Source organism: Mycobacterium sp. AZCC_0083 (genome assembly GCF_014202335.1).
Taxonomy (GTDB): domain Bacteria; phylum Actinomycetota; class Actinomycetes; order Mycobacteriales; family Mycobacteriaceae; genus Mycobacterium.
The window spans coordinates 234528-251741 of sequence record NZ_JACHGP010000010.1 but is presented as its reverse complement, the minus strand read 5'-3'; the positions used below and the strand labels follow the sequence as shown (position 1 = coordinate 251741).

Annotated in this window: 14 protein-coding genes; 8 read left to right on the top strand and 6 right to left on the bottom strand. The window is 67.7% G+C overall.

The window, feature by feature from the left end; all coding sequences use genetic code 11:
* Position 1: 1 nt before the first annotated feature.
* Positions 2 to 2368 (bottom strand): ATP-dependent zinc metalloprotease FtsH, encoded by a 2367-nt coding sequence (gene ftsH, locus HNP02_RS25355; protein ID WP_184443268.1) that lies wholly within the window; start codon positions 2366 to 2368, stop codon positions 2 to 4.
* A 131-nt stretch (positions 2369 to 2499) separates the two neighbouring features.
* Here ftsH and HNP02_RS25350 point away from each other — a divergent pair, with 131 nt between their 5' ends.
* Genes HNP02_RS25350 through HNP02_RS25335 form a run of 4 tightly spaced genes read left to right on the top strand, consistent with a single transcriptional unit; the run spans position 2500 to position 6445 of the window.
* Entirely contained in the window at positions 2500 to 3468 is a 969-nt protein-coding gene (locus tag HNP02_RS25350; RefSeq protein ID WP_184443266.1) for an alpha/beta fold hydrolase, read from the top strand.
* Entirely contained in the window at positions 3465 to 4667 is a 1203-nt protein-coding gene (locus HNP02_RS25345; protein ID WP_184443264.1) for an LLM class flavin-dependent oxidoreductase, read from the top strand. Before HNP02_RS25350 ends, HNP02_RS25345 begins: the two co-directional genes overlap by 4 nt.
* Positions 4667 to 5692, top strand: coding sequence for a zinc-binding dehydrogenase (locus tag HNP02_RS25340; protein WP_184443262.1), 1026 nt, complete (start codon positions 4667 to 4669; stop codon positions 5690 to 5692). The genes HNP02_RS25345 and HNP02_RS25340 overlap by 1 nt, the downstream gene beginning before the upstream one ends.
* Before the next feature lie 9 nt (positions 5693 to 5701).
* Positions 5702 to 6445 (top strand): SIMPL domain-containing protein, encoded by a 744-nt coding sequence (locus HNP02_RS25335; RefSeq protein WP_184443260.1) that lies wholly within the window; start codon positions 5702 to 5704, stop codon positions 6443 to 6445.
* On the opposite strand, the gene HNP02_RS25330 is transcribed toward HNP02_RS25335, so the two are convergent.
* From HNP02_RS25330 to dacB, 5 genes are read right to left on the bottom strand one after another with little or no spacing between them, the layout of a single operon-like run.
* Entirely contained in the window at positions 6442 to 8667 is a 2226-nt protein-coding gene (locus tag HNP02_RS25330; protein WP_184443259.1) for a molybdopterin oxidoreductase family protein, read from the bottom strand. The genes HNP02_RS25335 and HNP02_RS25330 overlap by 4 nt on opposite strands.
* Before the next feature lie 15 nt (positions 8668 to 8682).
* Entirely contained in the window at positions 8683 to 9309 is a 627-nt protein-coding gene (gene hpt, locus HNP02_RS25325; RefSeq protein WP_184443257.1) for a hypoxanthine phosphoribosyltransferase, read from the bottom strand.
* A 22-nt stretch (positions 9310 to 9331) separates the two neighbouring features.
* The gene (tilS, locus tag HNP02_RS25320; RefSeq protein WP_184443254.1) at positions 9332 to 10294 is read right to left on the bottom strand and encodes a tRNA lysidine(34) synthetase TilS; all 963 of its coding nucleotides are present in this window, start codon (positions 10292 to 10294) and stop codon (positions 9332 to 9334) included.
* Entirely contained in the window at positions 10273 to 11340 is a 1068-nt protein-coding gene (locus HNP02_RS25315; protein WP_184443252.1) for a zinc-dependent metalloprotease, read from the bottom strand. The genes tilS and HNP02_RS25315 overlap by 22 nt, the downstream gene beginning before the upstream one ends.
* Positions 11328 to 12716, bottom strand: coding sequence for a D-alanyl-D-alanine carboxypeptidase/D-alanyl-D-alanine-endopeptidase (gene dacB / locus HNP02_RS25310; protein ID WP_184443250.1), 1389 nt, complete (start codon positions 12714 to 12716; stop codon positions 11328 to 11330). The genes HNP02_RS25315 and dacB overlap by 13 nt, the downstream gene beginning before the upstream one ends.
* 117 nt (positions 12717 to 12833) lie before the next feature.
* Between dacB and HNP02_RS25305 the strand changes: the two genes are divergently transcribed.
* The 4 genes from HNP02_RS25305 to glgX all read left to right on the top strand — a co-directional run bounded on the left by HNP02_RS25305 (position 12834) and on the right by glgX (position 17210).
* Positions 12834 to 13322, top strand: a complete 489-nt coding sequence (locus tag HNP02_RS25305; RefSeq protein ID WP_184443248.1) for an inorganic diphosphatase — start codon at positions 12834 to 12836, stop codon at positions 13320 to 13322.
* Positions 13323 to 13414: 92 nt separating this feature from the next.
* Positions 13415 to 13936, top strand: a complete 522-nt coding sequence (locus HNP02_RS25300) for a 2-oxo-4-hydroxy-4-carboxy-5-ureidoimidazoline decarboxylase (protein WP_184443246.1) — start codon at positions 13415 to 13417, stop codon at positions 13934 to 13936.
* Positions 13937 to 13965: 29 nt separating this feature from the next.
* The gene (alc, locus tag HNP02_RS25295; protein ID WP_184443245.1) at positions 13966 to 14991 is read left to right on the top strand and encodes an allantoicase; all 1026 of its coding nucleotides are present in this window, start codon (positions 13966 to 13968) and stop codon (positions 14989 to 14991) included.
* A gap of 74 nt (positions 14992 to 15065) precedes the next feature.
* Positions 15066 to 17210, top strand: coding sequence for a glycogen debranching protein GlgX (gene glgX, locus HNP02_RS25290; RefSeq protein ID WP_184443243.1), 2145 nt, complete (start codon positions 15066 to 15068; stop codon positions 17208 to 17210).
* The last annotated feature ends 4 nt before the right edge of the window (positions 17211 to 17214 follow it).

Sequence of the window (17214 nt, the reverse complement as noted above, 5' to 3'; positions counted from 1 at the left end):
GTCAGCCAGGCGGCGGCGGGTTTTGGCGGTCGTCCGACCGGTCGCCGTGACCCTGTTCGTCATGCGGGGTGGCGGGTGCGCCACTCTGCGGGACATGATGCCCAGGCTGTGGGTATGGCTGCTGATAGGGCGGGTACGGGGCCTGCGGCTGCCAGCCCGACGGGGGCGGCGGTGGCGGCGGTGGCGGCGGGTACCAGTAACCCTGGGGGTGCTGACCGGGATGCTGAGGTGGCCAGCCGGGCGCGTGCCAGCCCGCGGGGGCGCCGTAGTCGGGCTGGGTGGGTCCGGCTCCTGGCGCCGCGTTGGGATGCCCGCCGCTGCCGTTGACCGGAGAACCGTTGCCGCCAACGCCATTCGAGCCGTTGTGCCGCGCTGCGGCCTCTGCGGCCTTGGTCGCGGCCGCGATGGCCACCTTGAAGGCGGGCTCGGGCGCCGGCTTCGGCCACTCCTCGCCGCGCTCGATGGCCAGCTCGCCGGGCGTCTTGATCGGCGGCTTGTCCGACGGCACGCGACCACCGAAGTCGTCGAACATGGTGAGCCGCGGCCGCTTCTTCACCTCGGAGAACAGAGCCTGAAGCTCGACGCGATGCAGCGTCTCCTTCTCCAGCAGTTCACCAGCCAGAGTGTCGAGCACGTCTCGGTACTCGGTGAGGATCTCCCACGCCTCGGTGTGAGCCGCCTCGATCAGCTTGCGGACCTCGTCGTCGATGATCTGGGCGACCTCGTGGCTGTAGTCGGCCTGGTTGCCCATGGTGCGGCCCAGGAACGGATCCCCGTGCTCGGTGCCGTACTTGACCGCACCGAGCTTGGAGCTCATGCCGTATTCGGTGACCATGGCGCGGGCGATCTTGGTGGCCTGATCGATGTCGGACACCGCGCCGGTGGTCGGCTCGCGGAACACCAGTTCCTCGGCGGCACGTCCGCCCATCGCGAAGACCAGACGCGCGATCATCTCCGAGCGGGTCATCAGACCCTTGTCGTCCTCGGGCACCGCGACGGCGTGACCGCCGGTGCGTCCGCGCGCCAGGATCGTGACCTTGTAGATCGGCTCGATGTCCGGCATCGCCCACGCGGCCAGCGTGTGCCCGCCTTCGTGGTAGGCGGTGATCTTCTTCTCGTGCTCGCTGATGATGCGGCCCTTGCGGCGCGGACCGCCGACGACCCGGTCGACGGCTTCCTCCAGCGCGGCCCCGGTGATGATGGTGCCGTTCTCGCGGGCGGTCAGCAGCGCGGCCTCGTTGATGACGTTGGCCAGGTCGGCGCCCGACATTCCGACGGTCCGCTTGGCCAGTCCGTCGAGGTCGGCGTCGGGTGCGATGGGCTTGCCCTGCGAGTGCACCCTCAGCACGGCGCGCCTGCCCGCGATGTCGGGGTTGGACACCGGAATCTGGCGGTCGAACCGACCGGGCCGCAGCAGGGCCGGGTCGAGGATGTCGGGCCGGTTGGTGGCCGCGATGAGGATGACGCCCTGGCGCTCGCCGAAGCCGTCCATCTCGACCAGCAGCTGGTTCAGCGTCTGCTCGCGTTCGTCGTGGCCACCGCCGAGGCCTGCGCCGCGTTGGCGGCCGACGGCGTCGATCTCGTCGACGAAGATGATGCAGGGACTGTTCTGCTTGGCCTGTTCGAACATGTCGCGGACGCGAGACGCGCCGACGCCGACGAACATCTCGACGAAGTCCGAACCCGAGATGGTGAAGAACGGCACGCCGGCCTCGCCCGCGACCGCGCGGGCCAACAGCGTCTTGCCGGTGCCTGGCGGGCCGTAGAGCAGCACGCCCTTCGGGATCTTGGCGCCCAACGCCTGGTACCGCGACGGGTTCTGTAGGAAGTCCTTGATCTCGTAGAGCTCCTCGACCGCCTCATCGACGCCTGCGACGTCGGCGAACGTGGTGCTGGGCATGTCCTTGCCGAGCTGCTTGGCCTTCGACTTGCCGAAGCCGAAGCCCATCCGGCCGCCGGACTGCATGCGGGAGAACATCACGAACAGCCCGACCAGCAGCAGCAGAGGCAGCAGATAGAACAGCAGCGACGTGAAGACGCTGTCCTGCTTGACCACGGTGTTGGTCTTGACGTTCTTGGCGCTGAGCGCGTTGAACAGATCCACGCCGTAGCCCGTCGGGTACTTGGTGAGGAGCTGCGTCTTGCCCTCGGTGTCGCCGTTACCGCTCTTGAGGTCGAGGCGAAGCTGCTGTTCGCTGTCGTCGATCTGCGCGGTCTTGACGTTGTCGGCGCTGATCTGGCTCATCGCCACCGAGGTGTCGACGGGCGTGTAGTTGCGGGTGTCGTCGCTGAAGTAGAGGAAAAACCAACCCAGGAGCAGGACCACCGTGACCGCGGTCAGGGTACGGATGACATTTTTTCGGTTCATCGAGCATCGGCCTTCGAGGGCCAGGTCCTTCCGATACGCACAGCTGGGTCAGTTCAGGCTACCGCTAGACCAACGTCGCACAGTTCCCGACGGCTTATTGAGCCGAGGGCGAAGCCGTGCAGACTGAGACGGTGATCACATCCACCGAACGGATAGTCAACACCAATGGCGTGCAGTTGCGGGTGACCGAGGCCGGCGACCGCGGCGCGCCCGTCGTGGTGCTGGCACACGGCTTCCCGGAGCTGGCCTACTCCTGGCGACACCAGATACCGGTCCTGGCCGATGCCGGCTACCACGTGCTGGCCCCCGATCAGCGCGGTTACGGCGGCTCGACCAAGCCGGATTCGGTCGACGCCTACGACATCGTGGCGCTGACGGGTGACATCGCCGGCTTGCTGGACGACGTCGGCGCCGAGAAGGCCGTGGTGATCGGGCACGACTGGGGCTCACCCGTCGTGACCAACTTTCCGCTGTTCCACCCGGACCGGGTGTCGGGCGTGGTCGCGCTCAGCGTGCCTCCGGTACCGAGAGCGCTTGCGCCGCCCACACAGATCTGGCGCGGCATCTTCGGCGAGAACTTCTTCTACATGCTGTACTTCCAGGAGCCCGGCGTCGCCGATGCGGAACTCGGCGGCGATCCGGCCAGAACGATTCGCCGGATGATCGGCGGGCTGCGATCGGATGCCGACGAGGCCGCTGCGGCGCGGATGTTCGCGCCGGGTCCAGAAGGCTTCATCGACCGGCTCCCGGAGCCCGTCGGCCCGCCGGATTGGATCAGCCAGGACGAGATCAACCACTACGTCGCCGAGTTCACCCGCACCGGCTTCACCGGACCGCTGAACTGGTACCGCAACTTCGACCGCAACTGGGAGCTGACCGAGAACACGCCCGCGTCCACCATCTCGGTGCCGACGCTGTTCATCGCAGGAACCGCGGACCCCGTGCTCGGCTTCACACCGCGCGACCGGATGTCCGACGTCGTGTCCGGCCCGTACCGCGAAGTTCTGCTCGACGGTGCCGGGCACTGGCTTCAGCAGGAGCGGCCGGACGAGGTCAACGCGGAACTGCTGAAGTTCCTCGCCGAATTGGAGGCGAAGTGAGCAAGCCACTGAACTTCGGGGTGTTCATCACCCCGTTCCATCCAGTCGGCCAATCCCCCACCAACGCACTGCAATACGACATGGGCCGGGTCGAGGCGCTGGACCGCCTCGGCTTCGACGAGGCCTGGTTCGGCGAGCACCATTCTGGTGGTTACGAGTTGATCGCCTGCCCCGAGGTGTTCATCGCGGCGGCCGCCGAGCGCACCAAGCACATCCGCTTCGGCACCGGCGTGGTGTCGCTGCCCTACCACCACCCGTTGATGGTGGCCGACCGATGGGTGCTGCTCGACCACCTCACACGCGGGCGGGTGATCTTCGGCACCGGCCCTGGAGCGCTGCCATCGGATGCCTACATGATGGGCATCGACCCGATGGACCAGCGGCCGATGATGCAGGAGTCGCTCGAGGCGATCCTCGCGCTCTTCCGTGCAGGCCCCGGCGAGCGGATCAGCAGGGAGACGGATTGGTTCACGCTGCGCGACGCCGCACTGCACATGCGGCCATACACCTGGCCGTACCCCGAAATCGCCTGCGCAGCAATGATCTCCCCGTCCGGTCCACGGCTGGCCGGGTCGCTCGGCACCTCGCTGCTCTCGCTGTCGATGTCGGTGCCCGGCGGTTTCGCCGCGCTGGAGACCACCTGGGACGTCGTCGGCGACCAGGCCGCCAAGTCGGGCCGCGACGCACCCGACCGCAAGGACTGGCGGGTGCTCGGCATCGTCCACCTGGCCGATACCAAGGACCAGGCGATCGACGACTGCACGTACGGCCTGCAGGACTTCGCGGAGTACTTCGGTGCCGCAGGCTTCGTACCACTCAACAACGAGGTCGAAGGCGGCCAGACGCCACGGGAGTTCGTCGAAGACTATGCGAGCAAGGGCAATTGCTGCATCGGCACGCCTGCCGAGGCGGTGACCTACATTCAGGATCTGCTGGACAGGTCCGGCGGGTTCGGGACCTTCCTGCTGCTCGGCCACGACTGGGCGTCGCCCGCTGCCACCTTCCATTCCTATGAGCTGTTCGCGCGAGAGGTGATGCCGCACTTCAAGGGTCAGCTCGGCGCGCCCCAAGAGTCGCACGAATGGGCAAAGGGCATCCGGGATCAGCTGTTCGGCCGGGCCGGCCAGGCGATCGTCAATGCGATCACCGAACACGTCGACGAGCAGACGGCCGCTGCTCAGCCGGCGGAGCGCACCTGATGCGCGGCTCGGTGCTGCGCGGCGGACGCATGGTCTACCGCGACGACCTGCCCGAGCCCGTCCCTGGGCCAGGCCAGGTGCTGGTCGACGTCAAGGCATGCGGGATCTGCGGGTCGGACCTGCACTTCGCCAAGCACGGGGACGACGTGCTCGCGGCGAGCGCCCAGTTGGAGGGTCTGCCCGCCGGGGTGGGTGTGTCGGTGGACCTCGGGGCCGACGTGTTCATGGGCCACGAGTTCAGCGCCGAGATCCTCGACGCCGGGCCGGGCACCGAGGCACCGCCGGCGGGCACCCTGGTCGCGTCGGTGCCGGTGCTGCTGTCGCAGGCAGGCGTGGAGATGATCGTCTACAGCAACACCACGCTCGGTGGTTATGCCGAACGGATGGTGTTGTCTGCGCCGCTGCTGCTGTCGGTGCCCAACGGGCTCGACGCCCGGCACGCCGCGCTCACCGAACCCATGGCGGTCGGCCTGCACGCGGTCAACAAGTCCGACATCACCCGCGGCGAGACGGCGTTGGTCATCGGGTGTGGACCGATCGGGATCGCGATCATCGCCGCACTGAAGGCTCGCGGTGTGGAAACGATTGTGGCGTCGGACTTCTCGGCGAAGCGTCGAGAGCTGGCGTTGGCCGTCGGGGCGCACCGCACCGTCGACCCGGCCGATGGTTCACCGTTCGAATCGACCTCGCCCGCCGTCGTCTTCGAGGCGGTCGGTGCGCCCGGCGTCATCGACGACGTGCTGCGCAGGGCGCCGAGCCGAACCCGGCTCGTCGTCGCGGGGGTCTGCATGCAGCCCGACGCGGTGCATCCGTTCTTCGGGATCGCCAAGGAGATCAACCTGCAGTTCGTGTTCGGCTATGACCCCGCCGAGTTCGCGAACTCGCTGCGATCGATCGCCGATGGCGAGGTGGACGTGGCCCCGATGATCACCGGCGAAGTGGGTCTGGACGCGGTCGGCGAGGCGTTCGACGAGCTGTCCGACCCGGACCGACATTGCAAGATTCTGGTCGAGCCGAATCTGTAGGGTGCCTGTATGCAGATCGCCGTACGGACGAAGACGCCCACCCGACTGCTCGTGCTCGCCGTGGCGGGGCTGGCGATGGTAGGGCTTTCGGCGTGCGATTCGTCGTCGGGACCACCGGCCGCGAGCGGCCCCGACTCCCACGTCCGGCAGGTCACCGTGGTGGGCTCTGGCAAGGTGGAGGGCACGCCCGACACCGTCACCATCGACGCCGCGATCGAGACCATCGCACCCGACGCCACGGCCGCGCTGAACCAGAGCAACGACCGCATGACGGCCGTGCTCGACGCGGTGAAGAGCCAGGGCATCGACGCCAAGGACATCGGCACCACCGGGGTCAACCTGCAGCCGCAGTACGGGGACAACTCCGTCATCACCGCATACCGGGCAAGCAACTCGATCGAGGTGAAGGTCCGCAAGTTCGACGCCGCCTCCGGGGTGATCACGGCGATTCAGACAGCGGGCGGCAACGCCACCAGGATCAATTCGGTGAACCTCTCCATCGAGGACGACTCGCAGTTGGTGAAGGACGCTCGTGCGCACGCCTTCAACGACGCCAAGGATCGCGCCCAGCAGTACGCGCAGTTGTCCGGACTGGAGCTGGGCAAGGTCATCTCGATTACCGAGGCGGGAGCCGCCGTCCCGCCCCCGACGCCGATGCCCAAGTTCGACGCCATGTCCGAGGCGGCCGTGCCGATCGAGCCGGGTCAGCAGACCGTCGGCTTCTCGGTGACGGTGGTTTTCGAGCTCAGCTAAACCGGACTGATCTCTACCGGGATCCCGTTCAACACCGCGGTTCCTGATAGCGGGTCCAGCGACGTCCCGTCGTTGAGCTGGTTGACGTTCACGCCCGGTTGGCCCTCGGCCACCGTCTGCCTGGTTCCGCCGCGGTCGTGCCCCCAGCCGTGCGGTAGCGAGACGACACCGCGCCTGATGTCGCCGGTGATCTCGACGGGTGCCTCCAGCTCACCTCCTGGCCCCTTGATGCGCGCCCTGTCGGTGACGCCGAGAGCGGCCGCGTCGTCCGGATGGATCCGCAGCGTGCAGCGGTTCGTGCCGCCGGCGAGGGCAGGCAGGTTGTGCATCCAGCTGTTGTTCGACCGTAGGTGACGGCGGCCGATCAGAACGAAGTCGTCGGCGTCACGATCGAGCGAGGCGTGCAACCTCTCCACGTCGGCCACCACCGGCTCTGGGGCGAGTTCGACCTTGCCAGAGGGCGTCCGCAACACCTCGGTCAGCCGTGGCCGCAACGGGCCGAAGTCGATGCCGTGCGGGGCGTCCTTGAGCCGATCCAGGGTCAGGCCATCGGGTTTCGCGCCGAAGGCGTCGCCGTACGGCCCCAGCCGCAGCATCATGTCGAGCCGGCGTTCGTAACCCGGCCCCTGCGGCAGCATGGCGGTCAACTCGTCCACCGCGCGGCCCGCCACCGGCGAATCGGGATCGGCGGTCTCCTTCGCCAACGTCGCCGCGATCACCTGTTCGTCGACCAGCGCAGGATCGGCGAACGGTCCAAGCCCATAGAGGATCAGCGCTATGCGGGAGAGAATCTCCGGTTCGTCGGGGCGGCCGGCGTCGAGCGGCAGCACCGGTAGCGAGTACCGCGCGTTGTTCCGCACCGACAGATTGCTCAGCGCGACGTCGAAGTGGGCGCTGCGTGAGGGCGGTGGCGGCGGAAGGATGACGTCGGCGTGCCGGGTGGTCTCGTTGAGGTAGGGGTCGATGCTGAGCATGAAGCCGACCCCGGCCAGGGCGCGGCTGAGCCGGTCGCCGTCGGGGGCGGACAGTACTGGGTTGCCCGCGACGGTGATCACGGCCTTGACCTGTCCTTCGCCCTCGGTATCGATCTCCTCGGGAAGTGCTGCGGTCGGAAGTTCGGAGAGCGCCTCGGGGTATCCGGAGACCCTGCTGTGCCATCTCCCGGTGCGGAATCCCCTGCCCGGCTTCGGCGGACGGGCGGCGGGCCCCACCGGTGACTGCGCGAACATCGCACCGCCCGGTCGGTCCAGATTGCCGGTGAGGACGTTGATGACGTCGACCAGCCAGCTGCCGACGGTGCCGAATTCGACTGTGGACGTTCCCATCCGGCCGTACACCGCGGCCGAGGGGGCCGCGGCGATTTCGCGCGCGATGGTCCGGATGTCGTCTGCCGACACTCCGCAGTGGGCGGCGACGTCCTCTGGCGCAAAACCGGCGGCCAGCGCACGGACGTCGTCGACGCCGGTGACGTGCTCTGCGAGGTCGCCAAGATCGACCAGCCCTTCGTCGAAGAGGGCGTGCACCACGGCGAAGAGCAGGGCGGCATCCGTACCGGGGCGCGGCGCGATGTGCCGATCGGCCATCGCTGCCGTGCGGGTGCGGGCCGGATCGATCACCACTAGTCGGCCACCGCGCTTGCGCAGCACCTTGAGCTTGCCACCGAAGTCGGCGGCAGTGGCCAGACTTCCGTTGGACACCAACGGATTCGCCCCGATGACGACGAGGTAGTCGGTGCGGTCGAGATCCGGAACGGTGAACGCCACGGGGTTGCCGAACATGTAGCCGAGCGAGACGTGCTTGGGCATCTGATCGAGCGTGCTCGCCGAGTAGACCTGATGGGTACCGAGCCCGCGGATGATCAGCGGTACGTACATCGAACCGGCGATGGTGTGCGCGTTCGGGTTGCCGAAGTAGACCGCCACCGACTCCCCGCCGCTCTCGCCGACGACGGCGGAAAGGCCAAGGGCTGCGGCCTCGAACGCCTCGTCCCAGCTGACTTCGACCAGCTCGCCGTCACGACGGACCAGTGGTCCGGTCAATCGGTCGGGGTCGCCGTCGAGTTCGCCGAAGCTGGCTCCCTTGGGGCAGATGAAACCGGCGCTGAAGACGTCGTCGCGGTCGCCGCGGGCCGCGGTCACCCGCGCGGCTTCGTCGTCGATCTCGAGGGTCAGTCCGCAGGTGGCTTCACAGAACGGGCAGATGCGCAGCGCTGGCCGGGTCACTCCCTCATCTTGCGCCTAAACCTCGGCTTCGTAGACCCTTGGGTCGAGAGTGCCGATGTAGGGCAGGTCACGGTAGCGCTCGGCGTAGTCGAGGCCGTAGCCGACGACGAACTCGTTGGGGATGTCGAATCCGATGTAGGCGATGTCGAGGTCCACCCGGATGGCTTCGGGTTTGCGAAGCAGCGTGCACACTTGCAGTGACCGCGGACGGCGCGTGGCGAGATTGCGGAGCAGCCACTTCAGGGTCAGGCCGGAGTCCACGATGTCCTCGACGATGAGCACGTCGCGGTCGTTGATGTCGCGGTCGAGGTCCTTGAGGATGCGCACCACACCCGATGACGAGGTCGACGACCCGTACGAGCTGACCGCCATGAACTCCAACTGGGTGGGCAGCGGGATGGCTCGGGCCAGGTCGGTGACGAACATGACCGCGCCCTTGAGCACCGTCACCAGCAGCAGATCCTGGCCATTCTCGGAAACGGCGTCCCGGTAGCGCTCGGCGAGCTCCGCACCCAGTTCGGCGACACGGAGCTGGATCTCGTCCTCGGAGAGCAGCACCGACTTGATGTCACCCGGGTACAGCTCGGCGGCACGATCTGCAGGCACGGCAACAGCGTGCCACGTCAGCGTGCCCGCGACCAAGACGGCCTGTGAGCGGGCTCAATCAGGCCGGCTCGCGATAGGTGATCAACACCCCGTCACGACGGCCCGCGAACAACCGTTCGTTGCGCAGCGGGGAGCCGACCGCGACGCCGCCCTGCCCGCGCCAGTCGGTGACGAGGCGGTCCACGCCGCGGATCTGGACGTCGGTGAGGTCGCTCGCGCCACTGGCGAGCAGCCAGGCCCTGATCACCCGGCGCCGGACTGCCGCGGGCAGGTCGGCCAGCCGCGCGACGGCGGGTCCGTCTCCGGGGATCATCCCCGCCGTGGCGTGTGCCGCCTGCTCGTCGAGGGCGTCGTTGTCCTCACGCAACGCGGTGGCCGTGCGGGCCAGCGCTTCGGCCACCCCGCCGCCGAGCACGTCCTCCAGCAGCGGCAGCACCTCGGCGCGCAGCCGAACGCGGGTGAACCGGGGGTCGACGTTGTGGGGGTCCTGCCACGGCGTCACCCCCAGTTCCACGCATGCGGCATGCGTGAGTGCGCGTCGCACGCCCAGAAGGGGCCGGAACCACGGCGGATCCCATGGGCGCATCCCGGCGATCGACCTGGCCCCCGACCCGCGGCCAAGGCCAAGCAGTACCGTCTCTGCCTGGTCGTCCAGCGTGTGCGCGAGCAGCACAGGCGCGCCGCCGCGGGCAGCGTCGAGGGCCGCGTAGCGGGCCATCCTGGCGGCGGACTCGGGGCCTCCTGCCGAGCCGACGTCCACGCAAAGCACTTGGACGTCAACGCAACCCATGCTCAACGCGTGCTCGCGGGCGGTGGCCGCGACGTCGGGTGATCCGGCTTGCAGCCCGTGGTCGACGATCAACGCCGTGGTGGGTCGAAGCCCCGCGGCGACGGCGGTCAAGGCAAGGGAGTCCGCACCCCCCGACAGCGCGACGCACCACCGCCCTTCGTCGGGAAGGTGAGCGCGGGCGAGCGCGGCGACCGCCCTGCGCAGCGTCGCTACAGAACCCTGTCGATCCATCGTTGCGGTTCGTCGACTTCTCTTGGCAGCGGCAGGGTTTCGGGGCTAGACCACACGGTGTTGAACCGTGCCATGCCGACGCCTGCCACGACGTGGTCGACGAAGGCCTTGCCGCGGGTGTACTGGCTGAGCTTCGCGTCGAAGCCGAGCAGCGTCCGCAGGACGCGTTGCAGCGGTGGCTGTTTGTGTTCGCGGCGCTCGTTGAACCGGCGCCGAATGGTGGCCACCGATGGCACCACTGCGGGGCCGACCGCGTCCATGACGTGGTCGGCGTGCCCCTCGAGGAGCGTGCCGAGCACCAACAACTGATCGAGCGCCTTGCGCTGGGGTTCCGACTGGATGGCCCGCAGAATGCCAAGCACACCTTCGGAATTCGGTTCGGGCGGTTCGTTATCGGTGCCGTTGCGACGGCTGCGGACCAACGCGAACAGCCGGTCGACGACCTGGGCCGGGTCCTGGTCTCCGTCGTCGGTGAGCACGGCAAGGCATCGGGCCATGTGTTCGGCCAGCCACGGGTTGGCCTTGAACTGAACCCGGTGGGTGACCTCGTGCAGGCAGACCCACAGGCGGAAGTCGGCAGGCGAGACGCGCAGTTGGCGCTCGACGGCGATCACGTTGGGGTACACCAGAAGTAGCTCGCCGCCGTTCGAAGCGAACGGATCGTACTGCCCGAGGATGCCCGACGAGATGAAGGCGAGCACGGCACCCGTCTGCGCGCCGGTGACGCGGCCGGTGATGAAGCCGCTGGACTTGCCTTCACCGCCGGTCATGACGCGCATCGATTCCGTTGCCGCGCGCACCCATTCGCCGCGGTCGATGACACGGGCCTCAGAATTACTGCGGATGGCGTCCTCCAGCTGCGTGACGTCGCGCACCGGAAGTTCGGCCCGGCGGGAGGATTCCGTCAGCTGCTCGATGGCCTGCTGGCGGGTGTAGTCGGTGACCGGTGGCGCGGGCCGGACCAGTTTGGTGCCGACGGATGCAGCGAAGCCCCAGTCGACGGTGCGCCCGACGGTGGGAGTCTCGGCCGGGCTCACGAGCCGCATCCGCAGGAGCGCAGGGTCGCGGCGAGCGCGTCGATCGCGGTGCGGCCGGTGGGGCCGGCGTTGTTGGACATCAGCGCGAACGTCAGAACGCGGCCGCTGGCATCGGTGACGACGCCCGCCAGCGTGTTGGTTCCGGTCAGCGAGCCGGTCTTGGCCCGAAGGAAGCCGGCGGCGGCACGGCCCGGGTCGGTGTCGAGGTAGCGGTTGGACAGCGTGCCGCTGCCCCCGGCGATCGGCAACAGGTCCAGCAGCGGGCGCAGTGCGGGCGTCTTGTCGCCCGCGGCGGCGCCGACCACCTCGTCGAGCGTCTCCGCGGTCAGCCTGTCGTCGATCGACAGCCCGCTGGAGTCAACCAGTGCGGCACCGGTGGTGTCGATCCCGGCACCGTCGAGTTGACCAAGCACGGCCTGCACGCCGCCGGGGAAGCTCTGCGGACGGCTCTTGGCCGCGGCGACTTCCCTGCCGATCGATTCGGCCATCACGTTGTCCGAGGCGTTCATCATCTCGTGCAGCCGTTCCATCAGCGGCGGAGACTGCACCGTCGCGATCGTCTTCGCGCCTGCCACCGGCGCGGTCACGAAGGTGACGGCTGGGGCATCGACGCCGAACGACGCGGCAAGCGCGCGGCCCGCATCGAGTGCCGGGGTGGCCGACCGCCGGGAGTCCACGCTGACCGGCTGGGTTCGGCCGCCGTCGAGCATCACCGCCTCCATCGGGGCGATGTCACCGTTCAGGATGTCCAGCGGATCCCACCCTGGCGCCATGGTCGGCCCGCTGAAGGCGGTGGCGTCGACCTGAACGGCGGTGACGGCGACCCCCGCGCGGCGCACCTGCTCGGCCAGGTCACTGATCCGTGCTGCGTCGCGGTACCACGTCGGCGTGGCAGGCGCCGCCGCCGACAACGTCGGGTCGCCGCCCCCCTTGAGGATGAGCAGCCCAGGGGTGTCCGGGTCGGTGAGCACCGTGGTGGTCAGTCGCGCGTCACGGTCGAGGGTCAGCAGCGCAGCGGCGGTGGTGAGCAGTTTGTTGACCGACGCAGGCTGCATCGGGATGCTCGCGCCCTGTGCCCACAATTGCGCTCCGGTCGTCGCATCGGTGATGCGGCCGGTGAAGGCGCCGAGGTTCGGGTCGGCGACGAACGGGGCAAGGGCCGCGGTGAGCTTGTCCGGCGTTGGCTTGGGCGCGGTCTCCGCAAGGGCGGTGACGCCCGGCGCGGCCAGTGCGGGCGCTGGCTGCGGTTTGACGGTCTTGGCCTCGCTGGTGGAGCGGCCACCCGAGGTGATGACGGCGGCCACGGCGACCACCGCTGCGGCGACGAGCAGCACCGCCACGCCGATCACCACGTGAGTGGATCGACGCCATCGAGCGGGCCGCATGAGTCTCCTGGGATCGGAGGGCTGCCGAGCAACCCGTGTAGTGCAGGATATCGCTCGTCTAAGCTGGCCCCGCGTCGTCACCCGACGACCCCCAGCAGATGTGAAGGAGCCGCGGCGGTGGAGTTCGACGTCGTCATCGAGATCCCTAAGGGTTCGCGCAACAAGTACGAGGTGGATCACGAGACCGGCCGGGTCAAGCTCGACCGCTACCTCTACACATCCATGGGCTATCCCGCCGACTACGGGTTCATCGAGAACACCCTCGGCGAGGACGGCGACCCGTTGGACGCGCTGGTCCTGCTGCCGGAGTCGGTGTTCCCCGGCGCCATCGTCGAGGCGCGCCCCGTGGCGATGTTCCAGATGACCGACGAGGCGGGCGGCGACGACAAGGTGCTGTGCGTGCCCGCCGGCGACGTGCGCTGGAATCACATCAACGAGCTCGCCGACGTGCCGTCGTTCGAGCTCGAGGTGATCAAGCACTTCTTCGTGCACTACAAGGACCTGGAGCCGAACAAGTTCGTGAAGGCCGCCGACTGGACGGGCCGCGCGGAGGCCGAGGCCGAGGTGCTGAGGTCGATCGAGCGGTTCAAGACCACGGGTCACTGATGAGCGCTTGCGCGAAGAAGCTCCAACACTGATTTATTGCTGCCGTAACACGTGGTAACCCGCACGTGTCTTCGGCCTTCGATCATGACGATGTGCTCTTGCATCAGGGGATCGGGCTCGACGCGTTCAACGCGCTGCCGGAACGCAAGGCCGTGTACGCGCTCTACGAATGCTGCAACAGTCTGGCGCTGGCCCGCGATCTAGCGCGCGGCCGCGCCTATGACGATCACGACGCGCTGTTTCGTCGCGCCGACTTCATGCTCTTCGCGCTGTCCGAGGCCACGGTCGACCAGATCCTCGACGCATGTCCGCACGTCGGCCGTCGGCCCCGCAGCGCGAAGTCGCGGGCCGAGCAGTGCGCGATCTGGGACGACGACGCCGAGGTGATGAACGGCCTGGCCGAGGCCGCCGGGCAGTACGCGAACAAGTTCGGGTTCGGGTTCGTCATGTACGTCGGCGGCCTGTGCGCATCCGACGTGCTTGGCACGGTGTCCGACCGCATGCACAACGACGTCGAGACCGAGCGCAAGGTGCTCCGCAACGAGCTGGCCAAGATCAATCGGACGCGCCTGGAGCGCATGCTGGGACCCGAAGGCGGCTACCACAACTGGTAGGAACGCCACGCTCGCTTAGGCTCGTCTAAGTGAGCACCACCCCTTCCGCGTCTCCGCGCTTCCTGTCGCTGCCCGATCTGGCCGCCCGCCCCGCCGGTGGGGCCGTGTTGTGGGCCAACGACGAGCTGTTCGCCGAGAAGGAAAACCTGATCAAGCCTGCGCCACCTGAGTTCCGGCCTGCGACCTTCGGGCACAAGGGCCAGGTGTACGACGGCTGGGAAACCAGGCGGCGCCGCGGAGCCACCGTCGACTCTTGCGACTCGGCGATCGTGCGGCTCGGCGTGCCGGGCATCGTGCGGGGCGTCGTGGTCGACACCGCCTGGTTCACCGGCAACTACCCCCCGCAGATCTCGATCGAAGCCGCCTACGTGCCGGGCCACCCGTCGGCCGACGAGCTGGTGGAGAAGGCCCAGTGGACGACCATCGTCGAGCGCAGCTCGGTCGACGGCGACACCCGCAACCCGTTCCAGGTGGACTCCGGGCGGCGCTGGTCGCACGTCCGGCTGTCGATGTACCCCGACGGTGGGATCGCGCGGTTCCGGGTGCACGGGGAGGCCCTGCTGGACCCGAGGTTCGTCGACGGGCTGCCGCTCGATCTGGCCGCGCTGGAGAGCGGTGGCCGGATCACGGCCTGCTCCAACATGTTCTACGGCTCGCCGAACAACCTGCTACTGCCCGGCGGGGCTCGCACCATGGGCGAGGGTTGGGAGACGTCGCGGCGGCGCGACGCCGGAAACGACTGGGTGCAGATGCATTTGGCGAGTCAGGGCGTTGTCATGGCGGCGGAGTTCGACACGTCCTACTTCATCGGCAACGCGCCGGGCTGGGCTCGCCTGACCGGGCGCGACGGCTCAGGCGACTGGTTCGAGCTCTTGCCGACAACGGAGTTGCAGCCCGACACCAGGCACCGCTTCCTGATCGACGACGACCGACCCGTCACCGAGGCCCGGCTCGACGTTCACCCCGACGGCGGCATGGCGCGGCTGCGGTTGTTCGGCAGGCTCACCCCCGACGGCCTGCAGCGGGTCAAGGACACCTGGGACGCTGGCCGCTAAACCCAGCCCTCGACGCGCGCGCCACTCCGGATGGCAGAGAATGTCGTTCTGCGGTCCGGGCACTTGGAGGGCGTATGTCGAAACCACTGACGCACGAGACGAAGAAGGTCATCGACGGGGGCGCGCCGTACCCGCTGGGCGCCACTCCCTCCGCCGATGGGGTGAACTTCGCGGTGTACTCCCGGAACGCCGCAGCGGCCTTCCTTCTGCTGTTCGACACGGCCGACGGCGATCCGACGGACGTCATCGAGTTGACGCTCCGTGACAAGTTCGTCTGGCACGCGTTCGTTCACGGTGTTGGACCAGGCCAGCTCTACGGGTACAAGATGCGTGGCGACTACAAGCCGGAGTGCGGACTGCGCTTCAACGACGCCAAGCTGCTGCTCGATCCGTATGCGAAGGCGGTGACGGGAAAGTTCCGCAACACCGACAATCTCCTGCTTGCCTACGATCCTGGCTCCGGTCGGGCAGATCTGGCGACCGACACCCGCGACAACTCGTCGATCGTGCCGAAGGCGGTCGTCGTCGACGACGCCTTCGACTGGCAGGGAACGACGGCTCCCGCGCTCGGTCTCGAGAAACTGATCATCTACGAGGTGCACGTGAAGGGATTCACGGCGCATCCGTCGTCATCCGTCGAAAACCCCGGCAGCTATTTGGGTTTCATCGAGAAGATTCCCTACCTGAAGGAACTGGGCGTCAACGCGGTCGAACTCCTACCGGTGCACGAATACTACGTCGACGACTTCCTGCACGACAGAGGCCTGACCAACTACTGGGGATACAACTCGATCGGGTTCTTCGCCCCAGAGTCGTCGTATGCGGCAGGCACGACACCCGGCTGCCAGGTCACCGAATTCAAGACCCTGGTCCGCGAGCTACACCGGGCTGACATCTTGGTCATCCTCGACGTCGTCTACAACCACACCGGCGAGGGCAACGAGATGGGACCGACGATGTCGTTTCGTGGCATCGACAACCCCTCGTACTACAGCCTGACCGGGCCACCCGAAGCGCCTGCGCGCTACTACATGAACTACACGGGCTGCGGCAACAGCCTGCGCTTCGACAGTTCGGCAGTCATCCGTCTGGCGATGGACTCACTGCGGTACTGGGTCGAGGTGATGGGGGTGGACGGCTTCCGCTTCGATCTGGCCTCGGTGCTCGGCCGCGAAGAAGGCGGAGGGTTCAGTGCGTCAGCAGCGTTCTTCGACGCGGTGGCCCAGGATCCCGTCCTCAACCGGCAGCGCACCATCCTGATCGCCGAACCGTGGGACGTCGGCACCTACCAAGTCGGCAACTTCCCCGTCGACTGGTCCGAATGGAACGGCAAGTTCCGAGACACCGTGCGCCGCTTCGTAAAGGGTGACGCCGCACAGGTAGCCGATCTCGGATCCCGCATCACGGGTTCCGACGATCTCTACGGCGACGACGGCCGATCTGCGTACAACAGTGTCAACCTCGTCACCTGCCACGACGGCTTCACCCTGCACGATCTGGTCTCATACGACCAGAAGCACAACGAGGCCAACGGCGAAGACAATCGGGACGGCTCCAGCGACAACAGTTCGTGGAACTGCGGTGCCGAAGGGGAGACCGACGATCCGGCGGTACTCGCCCTGCGCGGGCAGCAGATGAAGAACTTCTTCTGCGAATTGTTGTTGTCCTCGGGAACGCCGATGATTCTGGGCGGCGACGAGTTCGCGCGCACGCAACGAGGCAACAACAATGCCTACTGCCAGGACAACGAGATCAGCTGGTTCGACTGGAATCTGGTGCAGCGCAACCAAGATCAGGTCAACTTCGTGCGCAGGCTGATCGCGTTCACGCAGCGTTACCCCGTGCTGCAGCGGCGGAGATTCCTTCTCGGCAAGGACCTGGACGACGACGGAGTTGCCGACCTGACCTGGTTCAGTCCCGATCTGCGCACGCCAAACTGGAACGACGCAGAACTGCGGACGTTGTGCTGCCAGCTGGACACGGCGCAGGACGGTTCAACCGTCGACGCATCCCGGCTCTACGTGGTCCTCAATGCCCATTTCGAGTCAAAGTGGATCAGCCTCCCGTCGCTGCCTGCCGGCAGCCGGTGGTTCCGGGCCATCGACACCAGCCTGCGGGCGGACGAGGACTTCGTGACGGCAGGGGCGGAAGTGCCCATCGATCCGCCCGGCATCTACATCGCCAATCCGCGAAGCACGGTCGTGCTGCTGGCGAGGTGATTGC

Excerpts from the sequence above, each read along its gene's own strand:
- ftsH (WP_184443268.1), bottom strand. The coding sequence starts at position 2,368 with ATGAACCGAAAAAATGTCATCCGTACCCTGACCGCGGTCACGGTGGTC.
- HNP02_RS25335 (WP_184443260.1), top strand. The coding sequence starts at position 5,702 with ATGCAGATCGCCGTACGGACGAAGACGCCCACCCGACTGCTCGTGCTC.
- dacB (WP_184443250.1), bottom strand. The coding sequence starts at position 12,716 with ATGCGGCCCGCTCGATGGCGTCGATCCACTCACGTGGTGATCGGCGTG.
- HNP02_RS25340 (WP_184443262.1), top strand. The coding sequence starts at position 4,667 with ATGCGCGGCTCGGTGCTGCGCGGCGGACGCATGGTCTACCGCGACGAC.
- tilS (WP_184443254.1), bottom strand. The coding sequence starts at position 10,294 with ATGGATCGACAGGGTTCTGTAGCGACGCTGCGCAGGGCGGTCGCCGCG.
- HNP02_RS25315 (WP_184443252.1), bottom strand. The coding sequence starts at position 11,340 with ATGCGGCTCGTGAGCCCGGCCGAGACTCCCACCGTCGGGCGCACCGTC.
- glgX (WP_184443243.1), top strand. The coding sequence starts at position 15,066 with ATGTCGAAACCACTGACGCACGAGACGAAGAAGGTCATCGACGGGGGC.